The organism is Streptomyces sp. NPDC006294 (assembly GCF_042870895.1).
Lineage (GTDB): Bacteria > Actinomycetota > Actinomycetes > Streptomycetales > Streptomycetaceae > Streptomyces.
This window is the reverse complement of the sequence record NZ_JBIAHV010000022.1, coordinates 116,642-135,045: the sequence shown is the minus strand read 5'-3', so window position 1 is coordinate 135,045 and position 18,404 is coordinate 116,642. Positions and strand designations below refer to the sequence as shown.

Annotated in this window: 13 protein-coding genes; 5 read left to right on the top strand and 8 right to left on the bottom strand. The window is 73.8% G+C overall.

Features of this window, described 5'->3' with window-relative positions; genetic code table 11:
* The first annotated feature begins 126 nt into the window (after positions 1-126).
* The 3 genes from ACFYOP_RS30805 (at position 127) to glpK (ending at position 3,077) form a co-directional block, all read left to right on the top strand.
* Positions 127-477, top strand: a complete 351-nt coding sequence (locus ACFYOP_RS30805; RefSeq protein ID WP_356899359.1) for a DUF962 domain-containing protein — start codon at positions 127-129, stop codon at positions 475-477.
* 243 nt (positions 478-720) lie between these two features.
* The gene (locus ACFYOP_RS30800; protein ID WP_356899360.1) at positions 721-1,482 is read left to right on the top strand and encodes an MIP/aquaporin family protein; all 762 of its coding nucleotides are present in this window, start codon (positions 721-723) and stop codon (positions 1,480-1,482) included.
* An 83-nt stretch (positions 1,483-1,565) separates the two neighbouring features.
* Positions 1,566-3,077 carry a glycerol kinase GlpK gene (gene glpK, locus ACFYOP_RS30795; RefSeq protein ID WP_356899361.1) on the top strand — a complete coding sequence of 504 codons (1,512 nt, stop codon included), beginning with the start codon at positions 1,566-1,568 and terminating at the stop codon, positions 3,075-3,077.
* Positions 3,078-3,168: 91 nt separating this feature from the next.
* Here glpK and ACFYOP_RS30790 read toward each other — a convergent pair whose 3' ends face one another.
* Genes ACFYOP_RS30790 through ACFYOP_RS30775 form a run of 4 tightly spaced genes read right to left on the bottom strand, consistent with a single transcriptional unit; the run spans position 3,169 to position 7,428 of the window.
* Complete coding sequence (locus ACFYOP_RS30790; RefSeq protein ID WP_356899362.1) at positions 3,169-3,774, bottom strand: ATP/GTP-binding protein; 606 nt, start codon at positions 3,772-3,774, stop codon at positions 3,169-3,171.
* The gene (locus tag ACFYOP_RS30785; protein ID WP_356899363.1) at positions 3,755-4,159 is read right to left on the bottom strand and encodes a DUF742 domain-containing protein; all 405 of its coding nucleotides are present in this window, start codon (positions 4,157-4,159) and stop codon (positions 3,755-3,757) included. The genes ACFYOP_RS30790 and ACFYOP_RS30785 overlap by 20 nt, the downstream gene beginning before the upstream one ends.
* Positions 4,160-4,168: 9 nt before the next feature.
* Positions 4,169-4,612, bottom strand: a complete 444-nt coding sequence (locus tag ACFYOP_RS30780) for a roadblock/LC7 domain-containing protein (protein ID WP_356899364.1) — start codon at positions 4,610-4,612, stop codon at positions 4,169-4,171.
* Positions 4,609-7,428, bottom strand: coding sequence for a nitrate- and nitrite sensing domain-containing protein (locus ACFYOP_RS30775; RefSeq protein WP_356899365.1), 2,820 nt, complete (start codon positions 7,426-7,428; stop codon positions 4,609-4,611). Before ACFYOP_RS30775 ends, ACFYOP_RS30780 begins: the two co-directional genes overlap by 4 nt.
* Before the next feature lie 449 nt (positions 7,429-7,877).
* Here ACFYOP_RS30775 and ACFYOP_RS30770 point away from each other — a divergent pair, with 449 nt between their 5' ends.
* Entirely contained in the window at positions 7,878-8,354 is a 477-nt protein-coding gene (locus tag ACFYOP_RS30770; protein WP_356899366.1) for a hypothetical protein, read from the top strand.
* Positions 8,355-8,409: 55 nt separating this feature from the next.
* Here the strand turns inward: ACFYOP_RS30770 and ACFYOP_RS30765 are convergent, their stop codons facing one another.
* The 4 genes from ACFYOP_RS30765 to ACFYOP_RS30750 all read right to left on the bottom strand — a co-directional run bounded on the left by ACFYOP_RS30765 (position 8,410) and on the right by ACFYOP_RS30750 (position 16,914).
* Positions 8,410-13,152, bottom strand: a complete 4,743-nt coding sequence (locus ACFYOP_RS30765; RefSeq protein ID WP_356899367.1) for a hypothetical protein — start codon at positions 13,150-13,152, stop codon at positions 8,410-8,412.
* A 178-nt stretch (positions 13,153-13,330) separates the two neighbouring features.
* Positions 13,331-14,248, bottom strand: coding sequence for a hypothetical protein (locus ACFYOP_RS30760; protein WP_356899368.1), 918 nt, complete (start codon positions 14,246-14,248; stop codon positions 13,331-13,333).
* A 64-nt stretch (positions 14,249-14,312) separates the two neighbouring features.
* Positions 14,313-15,839 carry a hypothetical protein gene (locus ACFYOP_RS30755; protein ID WP_356899369.1) on the bottom strand — a complete coding sequence of 509 codons (1,527 nt, stop codon included), beginning with the start codon at positions 15,837-15,839 and terminating at the stop codon, positions 14,313-14,315.
* A 370-nt stretch (positions 15,840-16,209) separates the two neighbouring features.
* Positions 16,210-16,914, bottom strand: a complete 705-nt coding sequence (locus ACFYOP_RS30750) for a GntR family transcriptional regulator (protein WP_356899370.1) — start codon at positions 16,912-16,914, stop codon at positions 16,210-16,212.
* A 162-nt stretch (positions 16,915-17,076) separates the two neighbouring features.
* On the opposite strand from ACFYOP_RS30750, the gene ACFYOP_RS30745 reads away from it, so the two are divergent.
* Positions 17,077-18,354, top strand: coding sequence for an MFS transporter (locus ACFYOP_RS30745; RefSeq protein WP_356899371.1), 1,278 nt, complete (start codon positions 17,077-17,079; stop codon positions 18,352-18,354).
* Positions 18,355-18,404: the final 50 nt, after the last annotated feature.

Here is an 18,404-nt window from a genome sequence, read left to right as displayed (position 1 = left end):
GACGGCAGCGGGCTGATAGCCACACCCAGCACCCCTGGGCGACCCAACCCTACGAATGGCTCGATCAACCCGATCAAGAAGGTAGAGCGGGCTGACGCCGGAGGCCGCGGCGGCTACGGTGCCCGCATGGCAGAGCAGCGGACATTCGAGTCGTACGAGGAGTTCTGGCCCTACTACGTCGCGATGCACTCACGGGCGGCGACCCGGTGGGTGCATCTGACGGGGACGCTGACCGGGCTCGCCGTCAGCTTCTACGGGCTGGCGCGGGGGCGGAAGCGGTACGCGGCGGCGCTGCCTCTGATCGGGTACGGGACGGCCTGGCCGGCGCACTTCTTCATCGAGAAGAACAATCCGGCGACGTTCGGGCATCCGGCGTGGTCGCTCCGCGGTGATGTGCGGATGATCCGGATGATGCTGGCCGGCCGGGACGCCGAGCTGGCGGAGACCGCCGCCAAGTGGCTGGCGGAGAACGGCTGAGCCGTCTCTCCCGCCCCGCCAGGTCCGCGGCGGCTCCGGCTCACGCGGCTTGACACCGGCCCGGCTCCTGTCCAGCGCCCGCGGTGAACAGCGCATGTCGTCCATTGCCTTGACGCCCCGTCACGGCGGGTGAAAACTCCCCTCTCGTCACCGCCCCGCACTCCGGGGGCCGCACACGCACATGGAGCACGCACCCTGCACGGAGGACCGGCCCCGCGGCCGGGCCAGGGCCAAGGAGCAGCCATGAGCAACGCAGACATATTCCTCGGTGAGGTCATCGGCACCGCGATACTCATCCTCTTCGGCGCGGGCGTCTGCGCCGCCGTCACCCTGCACCACTCCAAGGCGAAGGGAGCCGGCTGGGTCGTCATCGCCTTCGGCTGGGGCTTCGGCGTGATGGCCGGCGCGTACACCGCGGCGCCGCTGTCGGGCGGTCATCTCAATCCGGCGGTGACCGTGGGTCTGGCCGTCGACACCGGCGAGTGGGGCAAGGTGCCGCTCTACATCCTGGCGCAGCTGGTGGGCGCGGTCCTCGGCGCGGTCCTCGCGTACCTGGTCTACTTCGCGCAGTTCCAGGCCAACGCGGACGCCAGGACCGGCGGGCCCACGCTGGGGATCTTCGCCACGGGCCCCGAGATCCGCAAGCCGTGGGCCAACCTCGTGACCGAGATCGTCGCGACGGTGGGTCTGGTGCTTCCGATCCTCGCGTTCGGCAGGAACGACGGCATCGGCATCGGCCGGATCCCCGGCCAGGACGCCGGGATCTACGGCTCGGGCATCTCCATCCTGCTGGTGTCGCTGCTGGTCGTCGGCATCGGCCTCTCGCTCGGCGGGCCCACCGGCTACGCCATCAACCCGGCGCGCGACCTGGGCCCGCGCCTGGTGCACTCCGTGCTGCCGATCCCCAACAAGGGGACGTCCGACTGGGGTTACGCCTGGGTGCCGGTGGCCGGACCGGTCATCGGCGGGCTGCTGGCCGGACTCGTCTTCAACCTCGCCTTCTAGGCCGCGGGGCTTCGGCCCGCCACCCCGGCTCCACCACGACACCGGTTCCGGCAACACGACACCGATTCCGACAAGGGGACGTCATGACGGACAGGTTCGTCGCCGCCATCGATCAGGGCACCACGTCCAGCCGCTGCATCATCTTCGACCGGAGCGGCGCGATCGTCGCCGTCGACCAGCGCGAGCACCGCCAGATCTTCCCCCGGCCCGGCTGGGTGGAGCACGACGCCACCGAGATCTGGTCGAAGGTGCAGGCCGTCGTCGCCGGGGCCATGGCCGGGGCGGGCCTGCGGGCCGACCAGCTCAGCGGGCTCGGCATCACCAACCAGCGGGAGACCACGGTCCTGTGGGACCGCGCCACCGGGCAGCCCGTGCACAACGCGATCGTGTGGCAGGACACCCGGACGGCCGCCCTCTGCCAGGAACTCGGCGGCGCCGAGGGCCAGGACCGTTTCCGCGGCACCACCGGTCTGCCGCTCGCCAGCTACTTCTCCGGTCCCAAGGCCGCCTGGCTGCTGGAGAACGTGCCCGGCCTGCGTGCGCGGGCCGAGCGGGGCGAGATCGCCTTCGGCACCATCGACTCCTGGCTGATCTGGAACCTCACCGGCGGCACGGACGGCGGGGTGCACGTCACCGACGTCACCAACGCGTCGCGGACCATGCTGATGGACCTGCGCACCCTGCAGTGGGACGAGCGGATCCTCTCGGCGATGAACCTGCCGGCGGCGATGCTGCCCGAGATCAGGTCCTCTTCGCAGGTGTACGGGACGGCCACCGGCCGGCTCGCCGGGGTGCCGGTGGCCTCCGCGCTCGGCGACCAGCAGGCCGCCGTCTTCGGCCAGGCCTGCTACGACACCGGAACCGCCAAGAACACCTACGGCACCGGCAGCTTCCTGCTGCTGAACACCGGCGAACGGCCCGTGGCGTCGAAGAGCGGGCTGATCACGACGGTCGGCTACCAGATCGGCGAGGAGCCGCCGGTCTACTGCCTGGAGGGGTCGATCGCGATCACCGGCGCCCTCGTCCAGTGGTTCCGCGACCAGCTCGGCATCATCGGCTCGGCCGACGAGATCGAGCCCCTCGCCGCGAGTGTGGAGGACAACGGCGGAGCGTACATCGTGCCCGCCTTCTCCGGCCTGTACGCGCCGTACTGGCGCTCCGACGCGCGGGGCGTCGTCACCGGCCTGACCAGGTACGTGACCAAGGCGCACCTGGCGCGGGCGGTGCTGGAGGCGACGAGCTGGCAGACGCGCGAGGTGGTCGACGCGATGTACCAGGACTCCGGGGTGCGGATCACCACGCTCAAGGTCGACGGCGGCATGACCGCCAACCACCTACTGATGCAGCATCAGTCCGATGTGCTGGGTGTGCCGGTGATCCGGCCGAAGGTGTCGGAGACGACCTGCCTCGGCGCGGCTTATGCGGCGGGGCTCGCGACCGGCGTCTGGTCGGACACGGACGAGCTCAGGACGCACTGGCGGCGCGACGTGGAGTGGTCGCCGCGGATGGAACCGGAGGTCCGCGAGCGGGAGTACCGCAACTGGCGCAAGGCGGTGGAGAAGAGCTTCGGCTGGGAGGAGACCGGCCCGAGCTGAGTCCGCCCTCCCGTGCCCCATGAGGCCCACGGCCCGTACCCCTGTCGGTGGGGGTACGGGCCGTGTCCGCCGCGAGGGCGCCGGCGGCGGCTCAGGTGATGGCGGGCTCCCGTACCCGGTCCGCGCGGACCAGCGCGTGTTCGACGACGGCGACGAGGATGTCCTTGACGGACTCCCTCTCCCGCGCGTCACCGATCAGGACCGGCACCTCCGGGTCGAGGTCGAGCGCGGCGCGTACGGTCTCGGCCGGGTACCGCTTCGCCCCCTCGAAGGAGTTGACCGCGACGGCGAAGGGGATGCCGCGGCGTTCGAAGTAGTCGATGCCGGCGAAGCAGTCGTCCAGGCGGCGGGTGTCCGCGAGCACGACGGCGCCGAGCGCGCCCTGCGCCAGCTCGTCCCACAGGAACCAGAAGCGGTCCTGTCCCGGTGTGCCGAAGAGGTACAGGACCAGGTCCTCGCGGAGGGTGATGCGGCCGAAGTCCATGGCGACCGTGGTGGTCGTCTTGGCCTCCACGCCGGCGATGTCGTCGACCGGCCGGCCCGCCTCGGTGAGTCTCTCCTCCGTCCGCAGCGGCTTGATCTCGCTGACCGCGCCCACCAGGGTGGTCTTGCCGACACCGAAGCCACCTGCCACCAGGATCTTCAGAGTGACCGGCTCGATCGGCGCCTTGCGGCGGCTAGAGCGCCCGAAGACCATTGATCACCTCGCGGAGAATGCTCACGTCCGGCAGTTCCGCCGGAGGTACGGGACGGGTTACGTGTACGAGTGCGTCGTCGACGAGGTCTCCGACGAGGACGCGGACCACACCGACCGGCAGGTCGAGCCCGGCGGCGAGTTCGGCGATGGACTGGGGGACGTCGCCGCAGCGTTCGACGATCTCGACGTGTTCCGGCGAGAGCGTCTGGTCGCGGCCGGGATCGTCGACCGCGGGCTCGGGCACGACCAGGGCGATCAGGTCCAGCCGGTGGCGGCCGGCGTGGCTCGTACGGCCGCGGGTCATGGCGTACGGGCGCACCACCGGCCCCGCGTCGGCGTCGATCCAGTGGTGCGACCTGCGACTGTGCCGGACTGAGTCACTCATGGCCGGCCCTCACCCTCCGGCGGCCGGTCCGGTCCGTGGCGCCGTGACGAGGTGGGCTCCGACGCGCTTGACCATCAGCGTCATCTCGTAGGCGACCTGGCCCACGTCGGAGTCGGCGTCGGCCAGCACCGCCAGGCAGCTGCCGTCGCCGGCCGCGGTGACGAACAGGAACGCCTCGTCGAGCTCGACGACGGTCTGCCGGACCTGGCCGGCCTCGAAGTGACGGCCGACGCCCTTGGCGAGGCTGTGGAAGCCGGAGGCCACGGCGGCCAGGTGCTCGCTGTCCTCACGGGTGAGGTCCCGTGAGGCGCCGGTGGCCAGGCCGTCGCTGGAGAGCACGAGGGCCTTTCTGATGGTGGCGACGCGGTCCACCAGCTCGTCGAGGAGCCAGTTGAGTCCGCCGGTGCGCTGGGCGCCGGTGGCGTCGGTTGCTGCGGCGTGCGGTGCGGTCATCGACCGTCCCCCTCAGATGTCGATCGTGGTGCGGTCCGGCCGTCGCCGGTCTGGTCGTCGGCCTGCTCTGCGGCGGCGTCCTCGGCGTTGCGGCGGCGGCCGCGCTGCCAGCCCCGCTGCATGGAGGCCATGCGGTTGCGCACCTCTTCGGCGTCCCGCTCCGGTTCGCGCGCCGCGTCACCGGCGGCGGGCTGCGCGGGTTCCGGCGCCCTGAGCTGGGGCGCGAGACTGGCCTGCCGTACCCGGCGGGGCAGTTCGTCGAGGAGCGGCGGCGCGGCGTCCGGCGCGGGGCCGGCGCCGCGCCGTCCCGCCGGCCGGGTCCGGTCGTCCTGGGACGGCGGCACGGGCGCCGGGCCGGCCTGCGGCCCGGTCCTGGACCGGTCGCGGCGCTCGGAGGTCAGAGGTGTGGGGGCGGCGGTGAGCGGCGGCCGGGCGAACGGCGTCGGTTCCACGGGGCGCCCCGGGTCCGCTGCCGGGTGGCTGCGGCCGCCGACGCCGCGTTCGTCGACCCGCCGGCCGTGGTCGGCGACGAGCGTCGGCGGGCGGCGCCTGGGCAGCGGCACCGGGCCCGCGGCGCGGTGCTCCCGCGGCTGCTCGGACGCCTGCTGGTGGCCGGTGCCGTCGCCGCGGCGCTCACGCCGGCGGGAGCGGAAGATGCCGCCACGCTCGCTGTCGCCGTCGTCCAGGTCGGCGAGGCGGTCCGGGTCGCCGGTCAGGGACCGGTCGTCCCCCAGCAGCGCACGGTCGCGCTCGTCGAGACCCAACGCCTCGACCGGGGCTTCCAGTTCGACCGGTCCGTCGAGGAGTGCGGCGCCGTTCAGGCCGCCGTGCCGCTGCGAGAGGGCCGTCTGCCGGCCGTCGCGCCGTCCGGCGGCGCTCTCGCTCTTGCGGTCCAGCCGGAAGCCGGCGCCCTGGGTCTCCGGCGCCTCCGTGAGCAGGGCCGCCGGTATGAACACCACGGCGGTGGTGCCGCCGTACGGGGACTGCTGGAGCGACACCCGTACGTTCTGCCGCTGGGCGAGGCGGCTGACGACGAAGAGGCCGAGCCGGTCCGTGTCGGAGAGTTCGAACTCGGGGGTCTCCGCGAGCCGCAGATTCGCCTCGAGGAGGGCGTCGGCCGCCATGCCGAGACCTCGGTCGTGGATCTCCAGGGTGAAGCCGTTGGCGACCCGCTCGCCGAGGACCTGCACGCCGGTGTGCGGGGGCGAGAACACCGTGGCGTTCTCGAGGAGTTCGGCTATGAGGTGGGTCAGGTCGGCGACCGCGGGGCCGCCCACGCCGATCCGCGGCAGCCTGCGCACCTCGATGCGCTCGTAGTCCTCCACCTCGGCGACCGCGGCACGCACGACGTCCATCAGCTGGATGGGCTTGCGCCACTGCCGCGAGGGGGCGGCGCCCGAGAGGATCACCAGGCCCTCCGCGTGCCGCCGCATCCGGGTGGTGAGGTGGTCGAGGCGGAACAGGTCGGCCAGTTCCTCGGTGTCCTCCGTACGCCGCTCCATGGTGTCGAGGAGGGACAGCTGGCGGTGGAGCAGGACCTGGTTGCGGCGGGCGAGGTTGACGAACACCTCGGAGACGCCGCGGCGCATGTCCGCCTGGCGCACGGCGGCCTCGACGGCCGCCCGCTGGAGGGTGTTGAGGGCCTGCCCGGCCTGGCCGATCTCGTCCTTGTCGTACTCGAGGCGCGGCGCCTCGGTCTCGACGTCGACGTGTTCCCCGGCGGCGAGGCGGCGCATCACGCTGGGCAGCCGTACGCCGGAGACCTCGTGGGCCTCCTTGCGCAGCCGGGACAGGTCGCGGATCAGGTCGCGGCCGATCCGTACGGAGACGATGACGGAGACGAGCAGCGCGAGGAAGCCGAGGACGCCTGCCACGCCGGCCTTGACGAGGACGCCGTACGCGGCGGGTTCGACGCGGTCCTGGTAGCGGTCGCGGGCCTCCGCGGCCTCCCGGTCGAGGTTGTCGAGGACCGGGGTGGCGGCCTGCTGCCAGCGTTCGGCCTCGGAGGCGGGGAGCCCGTCGGCGGGACCGCCGGCGATCAGGCGCTCCTCGGCCTCGCGCAGCGGCGCGGTCTCCGGGCTGCCCCAGTACTCCTCGAAACGCTCACGGTCCCTGGCGGGCAGCATTTCGAGGTTGGTCTCGTAGTGGATCTGCCGGTGCGCCGCGTGGTCGGCGAGTTCGCGGATCTCCCCCGCGGACACCTTCCGCGCCGTCAGGGAGGAGGCGATCAGGGCGTCCTCGCGGGCGAGCATCTCGCGGGCGCGGGACAGGCCGACGAGTGCGCGGCCCTGGCGTTCCAGCTCGACGTCGTCGATGGCGTGCAGCGACAGCAGGAAGCCGTGCGAGGGGTCGATGATCCGGTTGAAGAACTCCAGGACCTGCGGGCGGGTGATGGTGTTCGTGTCCACGGACCGGCGGAGTACGCCGATGCCGTCGAACGCGTCCATCAGCGCGGTGAGCCGGTCGAGCGACTGAGGGGTCATGTCGCTTCTGACCGACGATTTCAGGGCGTTGTCCCGGATGGCCGCCAGGGCCTGGTCGGTGGCCGCGCGGCGGCTGCGCAGCGCGGGCAGCGCGTCGGCGGCGCGGCGGTCGGCGAGATAGACGAGCGTCTGCCGACGCTCCTCCTGGATGACGCCGACGCTGTCCACGACGGGCTTCCCGACCTGCTCGGCCACCGAGGCCGTTTCGAGGAGCTGGTTCGCCTCCCGACCGGTCAGTACGGTGGCGAAGCCCCACAGGGCCGTGAGCGAGACCAGCGGGACGAGCAGCAGCGCCACGATCTTCCGGCGGATGGACTTCCCGCGAAAGCGCATGGCCTCCCCCTGGTCGACCCCGCACGGTGCGGGTGGTGTTCCGTCAGCAAACGGCGTGAGCCTACTACTGTCACACTGCCAACTCGAAGACTCGTCCGGACGGTTTTCGGCCGCCGCGGCACGGTCCGATCGCGGGATGTCCCGGTATTCGCGGAGATGGCGTTCCCCGCCGCACCGGGCGTCGGCGGCGGCCTGCTCCTTTTCGGACCGGGGCAGATGGCTGGAACTCTTCGCTCGCCGGGAATCATCGCCCCTGGTCGTTCGTCATGCTGAGCGGGGGCGCCGGGGCTTCGCAGTCGCCACGCGCATCGGTTCCGGCCGTCTCCACGCGCGGCCGGAGGGCGAACGGCCGTGCGGTGTGTGCCGCGGATGTGCGGCGGTCGGAGTAGGGCGGCAGAATCCGGGCACCCACCGTTGAGTCGGGACAGAGGTGGGGAGTGACACGATCCATGGACACGGAAGAGCGTCGTGAGGCGGCGTCGGCGGTGGACGACGTACATGTGCCGCGGCAGCAGCTCGGGTCCGAGGAGCCGGAGCCGCGCCAGGAGCTCTGGGTCGAGGAGCCGGCGACCAGACGGCGCATGGCCGATCCCGTCCGCACGGCGGCCGTCCGCGCGGTGATCATCATCTCCCTGACGATGATTCAGGGGATGACCGCACTGCTCTTCACGCTCGCCGGGGCGTGGCCGGCGTTCCCGCTGGTGCTCAGCTCGGTGGGCAGCACGGTCGTCGCCACCTGGGCCGTGCTGGACGTGTGGGTCACCCGCCAGGTGTGGAACCAGCGCAACGGCGTGGTGTCGGTGCCGAGCAGCACCGCCCGCGCGCTGCGGCGGGAGCGCCGCCGCGCCCGCCGGGCAGCCCGCGCCGCCGCCCGCGGGACCTCACGGATACGGCGGCGCGGCGGCGGCAGGCTCTCGCAGGCGTAACGCCCGCGCGGGGCGCTGGTCGGCCCCTGCTCCGCCGCGTCCGCGCCGCGCGCGGTCACCCCAGTCGGTCGCCGGCGGTCCGCGACGGCTCCGGAACCGGTCCCTCCGGCGGCTGCTCGGGCAGCGGCGCCCGCTTGAACATGCGCGTCGCGGTGATCTCTCCGTGCACCGTCGCGCCCCCGGGGTCGGCCTGCGGCAGACCGGGGCGCAGATGCTCCTCTACGCTGATGTACTTCAGGCCCGCCCTCAGGTCCGCGTCGTTGCGCAGCCGGATCACCAGCGGGAACTCCGCCAGGGCCGTCGTGTCGAACAGGCCCGTGGTGTAGAGCAGTTGCACGCCCAGCGCGTCGGACACCGCGCGCTGGAGCTCGAGCAGATACGTGGCGTTCGCCCGGCCGATGGGGTTGTCGAGGAAGAGCGTCCCGGCGTGCCGGTGCCTGTCACGGCCGCGGTCGTTGCTGCGCAGCGCGGCCATCGTGCAGTACAGGGCGATCGCCGCGGTCAGCAGCTGGCCGCCGGAGAAGACGTCGCCCATCTGACCGACCGGTACCCGCTCGGCCCGCAGCACCGCGTCCGGCTTGAGGATCTCCACGGCCACGCCGCGCGGTTCGAGGGCCGCCTGCACTCCGCGCAGCAGCAGCGACATGCCGTCCCTGCGCAGGTCGGAGTTCTTCTTCACGGCCGCGCGGGTCGCCTCGTCGACGACCTCTCCGAGCCGCTCGGACAGCGTCGCCTGGTCGGGTTCCTCGAAACGGATCCGCAGGAACTCCTGCCCCGACCACTCGCCCAGCCCGTCCGGCAGCCGGGAGAGCCGCTGCGCGGAGCGGAGCGTCGCGAGCGCCGACTCCACGAGGCCGCGCAGCCGGTCCACGATGGTGTCGCGGTTGCGCTCGAGCTGCTCCAGCTCGTCGGTGAGCACCCGAAGCCGGGGCGCGAACGCCTCCGCCCACTTCGCCGCGTGCTCCGGCAGCGCGGCCGCCGGAAGTTCGCGGATCTGCTGGCGGGCCGGGGTGCGCACCTGCTCGTAGCGGGTGGAGTTGGCGTGCCGTACGAGGACGTCGCCGGCCTCCCGTAGGGCCGACTCCGCGGCCGACAGGTCACCGGCGCAGGCGCGCAGCGAGCGGCGCGCCTGCGCGGCGGAGTGCCTGGCCTCCTCCAGGCTGCCGGGGTACGGCTCCGGGGGCTGCGGCGCCTCGTCCTCGTGATGGTCGCGCAGCAGGTCGCGCAGGAGCGTGGCCGTCTCCTCGAAACCGCCCGCCGCGTCCTGGGAGGCCCGGTGGGAGTGGAGCATCCCGGCGTGGGCGGCGCGGGCCGCCTCCAGGGTGTCGGTGCAGGCCGCGAGTTCGCCGGTGGCCGTGCGCAGGAGGGCCTGGGCGTGCTCGGCGTCCGCGGGGACCAGCTCGTCGGGAAGTTCGGTGTGCGCCTCGCCGTCGGCCGGCGCGAGGCGTTCGGCCTCGCCGCGCAGGCGGCCCAGCTTCTCGCTCGCCTCCGAGGTGCGCGTCTCCAGCATCTGCACCAGCGACTCGGCCCGGACCGCGGCGGCCTGGCGGGAGGGTCCGTCGGCGCCGTCCGTCTCCTCCAGGAGCTGTGCCGCGCGGGTGCGGACCTTGTTGGTGAGCCGGTCGAGCTCGGCGAGCGCGGCGCTCTCGTCGCTCTCCGCGCGGGCCTGCTCGGCGCGCAGGTCGGCGCCGACGCCGACCTTCTCGTAGAGCTGGGACGCCGCGCGGTACGCCTCCCGCAGGGCGGGCAGCGAGGAGCGGGGCGCGTCGGGGTCCTGCTCCGGGACGGTCTCCGGCGCTCCGGCGATCTCGGCGCGCTCGGCGCGCAGGGCGCGGGCCGTGCGGCGGGCGTCGTCCCCCGCGCGCTGGGCGGCGCGGCGGTCCTCGTCGGCGGCCCTGGCGCGCTCCAGGCAGCTCGCGGCGCGGGCCTCCGACTCGGCTGCCTCGTCGGCCAGTTCGCGGACCTTCACCTGCCAGCCGGCCCGCTCGCGCAGCCGGAAGGCGAGGCCCGCGAGGGCGTCGGCCGCCCGGCGGGCGCGCTGCGCGGCTTCCTGCCGCTCGTCGCGGACGCGGGCGGCGTCGGCGGCCGCCTCTTCGGCCTCGGCGCGGGCGGTACGGGCCTCGGCGAGCGCTGCCTGTGCCTGCTCGGCGGCCTCGCGGGCGCTGCGGGCGCCTTCGGCGAGCTCGGCGAGCATCCCCTGCGGGCAGTCCGCCCGCCATGCGCCGAGGCGGGCCCCGATGGCCCGGTCGGCGGCGAGGCGGGCGGCGAGCGCACGGATGTCCTCGTCCCGCGCGGCCGCCCTGGCGCGCAGCGCGTGGCGCTCCTCGTCCGCGGCGTGCTCGTCGTGCATCGCCGGGTTCGGCGGCACCAGGAACACGCCCTCGTCGTCGTCCGCTCCGGGCCGCGGAACGGGGGCGAGCAGGGCGGCGGCGGTGCCCACGGCCACGGCTGAGCGCGGCAGCAGGGCCGCGCCCGCGAGCACCTCGCGCGCCCGCAGATGCGAGGCGGGGTCGGTGATCACCACACCGTCGACCAGCTCGGGCCGCGCCGCGAGCACGGCGGCGTGGTCGGCGGGGTCGACGGACTGCGCGAGATACCGCCAGCCGGGCAGGGCGGGGATGCCGTGCTCGCCCAGGTACTCGACGGTGGCCAGGACGTCGGGGCCGGGGGGCAGCAGACCTCCGTCGCCGAGGGCGCCGAGGATGCGGGCGTCGTCGGCGGCTGCGGTGCGCAGGTCGAACAGCTGCCGCTCGGCGGAGGTGACGGACCGGTCGATCAGTTCGCGCAGCTCGTCGGCGAAGCCGTCGAGTTCCTCGACGGTGAGGGGGCCGGCCGCGGCGCGCAGCGTCTGGTCACGGGAACCGGCCGCGGCGGGACCGGCTGCTCCGGGCTGCGGTTCCGACGCGCCCGGGGCTCCGCTGCGCGGGGACGGGACCGCCGCGGTCGGGGCCGGTGGGGCGAGGCTCAGCAGGTCCGTGAGGCGTTCGTCCGCCGCGATGGACTCGGCGGCGCGGCGCTCCGCCTCGTACGCGTGCTCCGCGGCCTGCGCCGCGTCCGCCGCGCGGGCCGCGGCCAGTTCGGCGCGGCTCTCCGCCGCGGCCGTCTCCTTCGCGCCGTCCGCCGTGGTCCTGGCCGCTCCGCGGGCCTCGTCCCACGCGGCGACGGCCGCCTTCTCGGCGTCGCTCGCCGCCAGCGCGGCGCGCGCCGGGTCGGCGTCGGGGGCGGTGTCGTCGAGCCATCCGGCCCGTACCGCCTCGGCGGTCTCCTGCTCGACCTCGCTGAGCCGCTGGCGCAGGTGGCCGATCTCGCTGCGGGCGCGCTGGGCCTCGGTCGCGGCGGCGGTCGCGTCGCGGTGGGCGGTCTCGGCCGTCTCCTGGAGCGCGCGGGACCGCTCCTCCTCCTCGTTGGCGACGCGTTCGCCGTCCTCGGCGGCCGTGTGCAGGGCGCGCACCAGGTCGCCTGCGGCCTTCGCACGGGCGGCGAGCGCGGGGGCCGCGTCGCGCTCCGCCTCGCGGATCGCCGCGGCGACGCGGGCGGCGCGGTCGGCGGCCGCCCGGTGGCGCAGCACGGATTCGGCGGCCAGCCAGGCGGAGTGCAGCGTACGGGCGTCGATGAGCTCCCGGCGCCTGGCCGCCGCGCCCTTCTCCGCGGCGGCCAGTGCCAGGGAGGCGTGCCGGAAGGCCAGTTCCGCGGCGACCAGCGAGCTGCGGCCGCGCGCCTGTTCGGCTTCGGTGACCGTGTGCGCGGCGGCGGTGACCTGCTCGGCGAGCTCGGCGGCCCGGGACCGTTCCTCCGCGGCGCGGGCGGACAGCCGGTGCGCGAGGGTACGGGTGCGGCGCTCGGCGCCGGCGTGCACGTCGCGCGCCCGGGCCCTGGTGGCGGCGGCCTCGACGATACGGCCGAGCAGATCGACGGACCCGGCGGTGAAGTCCCGTTCGGCGGTGAGTTCGGCACGGCGGCCCAGCTTGTTGCCGAAGCCGCTGACGAGGTCGGCGAGGCCGTCCGTGTCGCGGGTGTCGGTGACGGCCCGCAGCAGCAGATCGGTGAAGTCGGAGTCCTTCTTCACCGCGAAGAGGCCGGCCGCCTCGCCCTCGTCGGCGTTCATCTCGCGCTGATAACGGAAGAGTTCGGGGTCGAGACCGAGGTCGCCCAGGTGCTCGTTCCAGCGGTCGTGGATCTCCTCCCAGTACACCTCGAGGTGCGGATACGCCTTGCCGGCCTCAGTGAGCGCGTCGCGGAAGCCCTTCATGGTGCGGCGGCGGCCCTGGGCCCCGGAGGCGCCCTCGACGGGCCGGCGCACGGCGGTCGACTCGGCGACGGGCAGCGAGTCCAGGCCGAGGCCCGGCCCGGGACGGAACGAGTACCACGCCTCCGCGAACTTCCGCGGGTCGTTGGACACCTGGCGGCCCCGCCACTCGCTGACCTTGCCGACCACGACGAGCTCGCCGGTGAGCGTGTGCTGCCACTCCAGCGCGACATGCCCGCAGTCGTCGGCGAGGAGGAACTTGCGCAGCACGCCGGAGCTCGCCCCGCCGAGGGTGTTGCGGTGACCGGGCAGCATCACCGAGAAGATCAGCTTGAGCAGGACCGACTTGCCTCCGCCGTTCTCCAGGAAGAGCACGCCCGCGGGCGCCGGGCGGCGCGGCGGGCCGACCGGCTCCTCCTCGAAGAACTCCGCCTGCGTGGGGGCGGGGTCGGGCACGGGCTCGCCGACTCCACGCAGGTCGAGCACGGTGTCGGCGTAGCGCGCACCGGCAGGACCGATGGAGTAGAGGCGGACCCGGGACAACTCGTACATGGCGGCGGACTCTCGGTTTCGTCGATGGCGCGTGTGCGTCGGTGGTGCGTCGGTGGCGCGTGTTGAGCGGTTGCGCGTGTGCTGTGCGGTGACGCGTGTTGAGCGGTTACGCGTGTGCTGTGCGGTGACGCGTGTTGAGCGGTTACGCGTGTGCTGTGCGGTGACGCGTGTTGAGCGGTTACGCGTGGAAGGGCAGGCCGGCGTCGGCTGCCAGCTCGAGGTCGTCGTCGTCCGGCGGCGCGACGAGCGTCGCGGAGCCGTCGCTGACCGGGACGACGCCGAGCTCCAGCAGCTCGGCCATCGCGGCGCTGCCCGCCATGTCGCGGACCTGGAGCTGGTATCGGGCGGTGGTGCGGTACGCGCCACCGGCGTCGTCGCCGGTCCGCTGGAGGAAGCCGGAGTCGGTGAGGAAGGCGACCGCCTTGCCGACGATGCCGGTCGTGGACCCGGCGAGACGGCGGGCGTCCTTGGTCGCGCCGGCCGCGCTGCGGCGCGTGTACACCCGCCAGGCGGCCTCCAGACCGGGGGCGTCACTGGCCGGGTCGGTGTTCTCGCCCTGCTCGTCCGCGCGCTCCTCGAGGCGGCGGCACGCCTGCCGTACGAAGGCGTCGACGCCGTTGACGGTGATCCGGCCCACGTACCCGTCGTCGGCGAGGTCCTCGGGGCGGGGGAAGGCCATGGCGGCGACGGCGAGATGGGCGAGTCCGTGCAGGAAGCGGTCCGCGGAGTCGGCGGAGGCCCGTCGGGCGTAGTCGCCCATGCGGACGGCGAAGACCGAGTCCTCGCCGGCGGTCACGGCCATGCCGGCCCGGGGGGACACCTCGAGGACGACCAGGCCGAGGCCGGTGGCGACGGCGTCGGCGAGGCGCGCGAAGGCGGTGTCCTCGCGGTAGCGGCGCAGCAGTTCGGCGTATTCGGCGTCGCGGGCCGGGAGCAGCTTGGGCTGCAGGCCGAAGGAGACCAGGCGGGCGGCGTCGGCCGCGTCGGCCGGCGTGACGGCGCCGCCGGGGGCGGCGGAGATGGGGCCGGCCGGCGGGCCCTGCGGGGCGACCGGCTCGCTCCACGCGGCGCCGGGCTCGGCGTGGTGGTCGCTCACGGGGTGGGCTCCTTGCTGGCGGGACGGTGCGGGTGCGTGCGGCGGTGGTGCTGAGCGGGCCGGGTCATGTGGCCTCCGAGCGGGCCGCCGCCATGCCCGCCGCATCGAGGAGCGCCGTACCGACTATCAGGTCGGCGCCGCCGAACTCCGGGTCGTCCAGCTCCGTGCCGTCGTCGACGGCGAACAGCAGCCGCTGCTCGCCCTGCCGGTAGGCGGTGCCGACGGGCGGGCTCGCCGCGTGGACGGCGAGGAGCGCCACCAGATACGGCAGTTCGGGGTCGCGGCCGCGTGCCTCCGCGAGCAGGCCCGAGAGCCGGCGGGGTGCGTCGTGCTCCAGGTCCAGCAGCTCCATGGCGCTCACGAGCTGCTCCTCGCTGAAGCGGCTGTCGTCAGGGGTGGCGATCAGGTCCGGTTCCGGCATCTCCGCCCCGAGGTGTTCACGCTCCGCGGGCGGGGTCAGCAGCAGATCGACCAGGTCACCGACCCGGACCGAGGGCGGCGTGCGCGGTCCGGTGCCGCGGGCGAAGAACGCGTCCGTGACGCGGATCGCCGACTCGACGGGCAGCGGCAGCAGCGGCGCCAGCAGCTGTCCGTACAGGTCGAGCCCGGTGCGGGCGGTGGGCCGGGCGAACGCCTGGCGGTCCTGCTCCGCGCGGAACAGCGGCCCCGCCTCCAGCAGCCGGGACTGGAGCTGGGTGTGCCGCCGGATGCAGTCCTTGACGATGTCCACGAGCTCGGCGGCGCGCCGCTTGTGCTCCGGGTCCTCGGCCTCGTCGCGGGCCCGGCGGATGTTGGTGAGGATCGCGTTCTCGTGGCGGTAGCGGTCGGCGACGTGGTCGAGCGCCTCGGCGATCATGTCGGGGACGGTGTGGAGCCAGTCCACGGCCCGTACGTTGCGCCGGGTGGCCTCCAGCGTCCTGCGCAGGGTCTCCGAGTACTGCACGGTCCGGTAGCGGGCCTGCTCGGCGGCGAGTTGCGCGTCGGCGAGGCGGCCGCGGTTGATGAGGACCTCCAGCTTCACCTCGGCCGCGATCTGCGCGCTGGTCACGTCCGTGTCGAGCGCTCCGACCAGCACGTTGACCGCTTCGTCGGTGGTGCGGAGATAAACGGTGCCGTCATAGCCCGGCACCTCCTCGACCAGCTTGAAGTCGTAGTCCCGGCGGGTGTAGACGCCGTCCGTGCCGAAGGTGCCGTAGACCGCGCGGAAGCCGCGGTCGACGCTGCCGACGTTGATCAGGTTCTCCAGCACCCACCGGGCCACGCGCTCGTGCTCGGCGACGGGCCGACGGGGGGCCTGGGCGGCCACGCGCGGCAGCAGACGGGCCACTATCTGGTCGTGGTCGGCGCCGGTGTCGAAGTCCATGTTCAGCGTGACGAGGTCGATCGCCGCGAGTGCGACCTCCGCCATGGCGTAGACCGAGTACTCCCCCGCGAGATTCGCCTTGCGCACGTCCAGATCGTGCAGCGGCGCGGTGCAGGCGAGCGCGCGGAGCCGCCGCGCGAGCCCTTCGTCGGCGGCCGGGCCCTGGGCGGGGCGCGGCCCCGCGCTGAGCTGGGGCGGAACGGTGTCCGTCGGGGCAGGCGAAGTCACGGAGCACAGATTAGGTCCTCGCACCGACAACGGTCGAAACGGACCCAGAGCGGACCACGCGGGGACCTGCCGGTCCGGGCATCGGGACATGGCGGCCCGGCCCCGGAAACGCCCCTGCCGGGCGACGCCCACATCCTCCGGTCCCCGTCGCGACGGGCCGGCCCGGCCGACCCGGTCCGCCGGCCCCGCCGCGGCGGGGCCGCCACTCGTCGGCTCCGCCCGACCCCGGCCAGGACCCGGGTCCGCCGCCGCGACGCCGCGGCTCGCCGGCCCCGGCCGGCCCCGGTTCGCCGCCGCCCGTGGGCCCCCTCGGTCCGGACCGCGTATCGGCCCGGGGACAACCCGGCCGGCCGGGCCCCGGGCCCGCCCCTCAGTCCCGTCCCGGGATCACCGTCGCGTACGTGCGGACCAGTTGCGCGCGTGAGTCGTCCAGGTAGGCGTCGAGGAGCGTCCGTGCCTCGTCGCGCCGCCCCGACCGCAGCGTTTCCAGGATCTCGCGGTTGCGCAGCAGGTACGGCTGGTGCAGCCCGCGCGGGTCGTCGACGACGTGGAACGCGAGACGCAGTTCCGCGAGGACGCTGCGCATCAGCTCGTCGGTGCGGGCGCTGCCGGCGAGTGCGACGAGTTCGCGGTGGAAGTGGATGTTGGCGGTGGAGACGCCCTTCCAGTCGCGCTCGCGCGCGGCGCGCTCGCCGCCCGCGACGGCGGCGTCCATCTCGTCCAGTGCGTACGGCGGCTCCCCGAGGCGCTGCACGACGCCGCACTCGACGAGCTGCCTGGTCCGGTAGATGTCCTCGACGTCCTCGACGGCGAGGACGCGGACGAAGACGCCGCGGTTGAGTTCGTGGACGAGCAGCCGTTCGTGGGTGAGCAGCCGGAACGCTTCCCGCAGGGTGTTGCGCGAGACGCCCAGGGCCTTGCCGATGCTGTCCTCCGACAGCCGTTCGCCGGGCGGGAAGAAGCCTTCCGCGATGCGGGTGCGCAGGATGTCCGCGACCCTCTCGGCCGTGCTGGTGCGGCCCAACAGCGGGCGGTCGTCCGCCAGTCCGCCGGTCCCGGGCTCCGTCGTCCCCACAACGCCCCTCTCTCCGCCGCCGGCCGTCCACGCCGCCGTGCGCTGTCCATCGTAGAAGCAGGAACGTCCCTACGTGACTCTTGTCGGATCGTTCAACAATCCCCTACCTTTGCGGCACGGCACACTTCCCGGCACGCTCCTCCTCTCCCTCGCGAGGTGCAGATGAGCACGACCCAGGCCAAGCCGATCCACGACGAACTCCCCGAACCCACCGGCACGTTCGCCTGGCTGCGGGCCCTCGGCCCGCGCGGCCGACGTGCCTTCGGCGGCGCTTTCGGCGGCTACGCGCTGGATTCGTACGACTACTTCACCCTGCCGCTGAGCATGGTGGCGATCTCCGCGTACTTCAGCCTCGACAACGGACAGACCGGACTCCTCACCACGGTCACCCTCGTCGTCTCCGCCGTCGGCGGCGCGCTCGCCGGGATCCTCGCGGACCGCGTCGGCCGGGTGAAGGCGCTGATGATGACGGTCGTCACGTACGCCGTCTTCACGGTCCTGTGCGGCTTCGCGCCCAACTACGAGACGCTGCTGGTCTTCCGCGCCCTCCAGGGCCTCGGCTTCGGCGGCGAGTGGGCCGTCGGGGCGATCCTGGTCGCCGAGTACGCCACCGCCAAGCACCGCGGCCGGACCCTCGGCGCGGTCCAGAGCGCGTGGGCGGCCGGCTGGGCGCTCGCCGTCGTCGTCTACACGCTGGTCTTCCACTTCCTCGACCCGGACACCGCCTGGCGCGTGATGTTCTGGACCGGTGCGCTGCCCGCGCTGCTGGTGGTCTACGTACGGCGCAACGTGACCGACGCGCCCGCGGCGGCCGAGCAGCGCCGCACCAGCACCGAACGCGGGTCGTTCGCCACGATCTTCAAGCGGGACCTGCTGCGCACGACCCTCTTCGCGACGCTGCTGTCGACCGGGGTCCAGGGCGGCTACTACACGCTGGCGACGTGGGTGCCCACGTATCTGAAGACCGAGCGCGGACTGACGGTCGTCGGCACCGGCGGGTATCTGGCGTTTCTCATCTCCGGGGCGTTCATCGGCTATCTGACCGGGGGTTGTCTCACCGACCGGATCGGCCGCAAGAAGAACATCGCGCTCTTCGCCGTGCTGTCCGCCGCCGGGATCCTCGCGTACACCAACATCCCGCCGGGGGCCAACACGCTGCTGCTCGTCCTCGGCTTCCCGCTCGGTTTCTGCATGTCGGCCATCTTCAGCGGCTTCGGATCGTTCCTCAGCGAGCTGTATCCGACGGCGGTGCGCGGCACCGGGCAGGGCTTCACCTACAACAGCGGCCGCGCGGTGGGCGCGTTCCTGCCGACGCTCGTCGGTTTCCTGTCCGACAGCTGGGGCGTGGGCGGTGCGCTCGTCCTCGGCGCCCTCGGCTACGGTCTCGCCGTGCTGGCCCTGACCGGACTGCCGGAGACCCGCGACCGCGAACTTCTCTGACCGGACCGCCGGGCCGCACCCTCCGCGGGAGGCGTACCCGGTTCAGCACT

Bases quoted from the DNA above. Each gene is read 5' to 3' on its own strand.
- ACFYOP_RS30805 (WP_356899359.1), top strand. From the start codon at position 127: ATGGCAGAGCAGCGGACATTCGAGTCGTACGAGGAGTTCTGGCCCTAC.
- ACFYOP_RS30800 (WP_356899360.1), top strand. From the start codon at position 721: ATGAGCAACGCAGACATATTCCTCGGTGAGGTCATCGGCACCGCGATA.
- glpK (WP_356899361.1), top strand. From the start codon at position 1,566: ATGACGGACAGGTTCGTCGCCGCCATCGATCAGGGCACCACGTCCAGC.
- ACFYOP_RS30790 (WP_356899362.1), bottom strand. From the start codon at position 3,774: ATGGTCTTCGGGCGCTCTAGCCGCCGCAAGGCGCCGATCGAGCCGGTC.
- ACFYOP_RS30785 (WP_356899363.1), bottom strand. From the start codon at position 4,159: ATGAGTGACTCAGTCCGGCACAGTCGCAGGTCGCACCACTGGATCGAC.
- ACFYOP_RS30780 (WP_356899364.1), bottom strand. From the start codon at position 4,612: ATGACCGCACCGCACGCCGCAGCAACCGACGCCACCGGCGCCCAGCGC.
- ACFYOP_RS30775 (WP_356899365.1), bottom strand. From the start codon at position 7,428: ATGCGCTTTCGCGGGAAGTCCATCCGCCGGAAGATCGTGGCGCTGCTG.
- ACFYOP_RS30770 (WP_356899366.1), top strand. From the start codon at position 7,878: ATGGACACGGAAGAGCGTCGTGAGGCGGCGTCGGCGGTGGACGACGTA.
- ACFYOP_RS30765 (WP_356899367.1), bottom strand. From the start codon at position 13,152: ATGTACGAGTTGTCCCGGGTCCGCCTCTACTCCATCGGTCCTGCCGGT.
- ACFYOP_RS30745 (WP_356899371.1), top strand. From the start codon at position 17,077: ATGAGCACGACCCAGGCCAAGCCGATCCACGACGAACTCCCCGAACCC.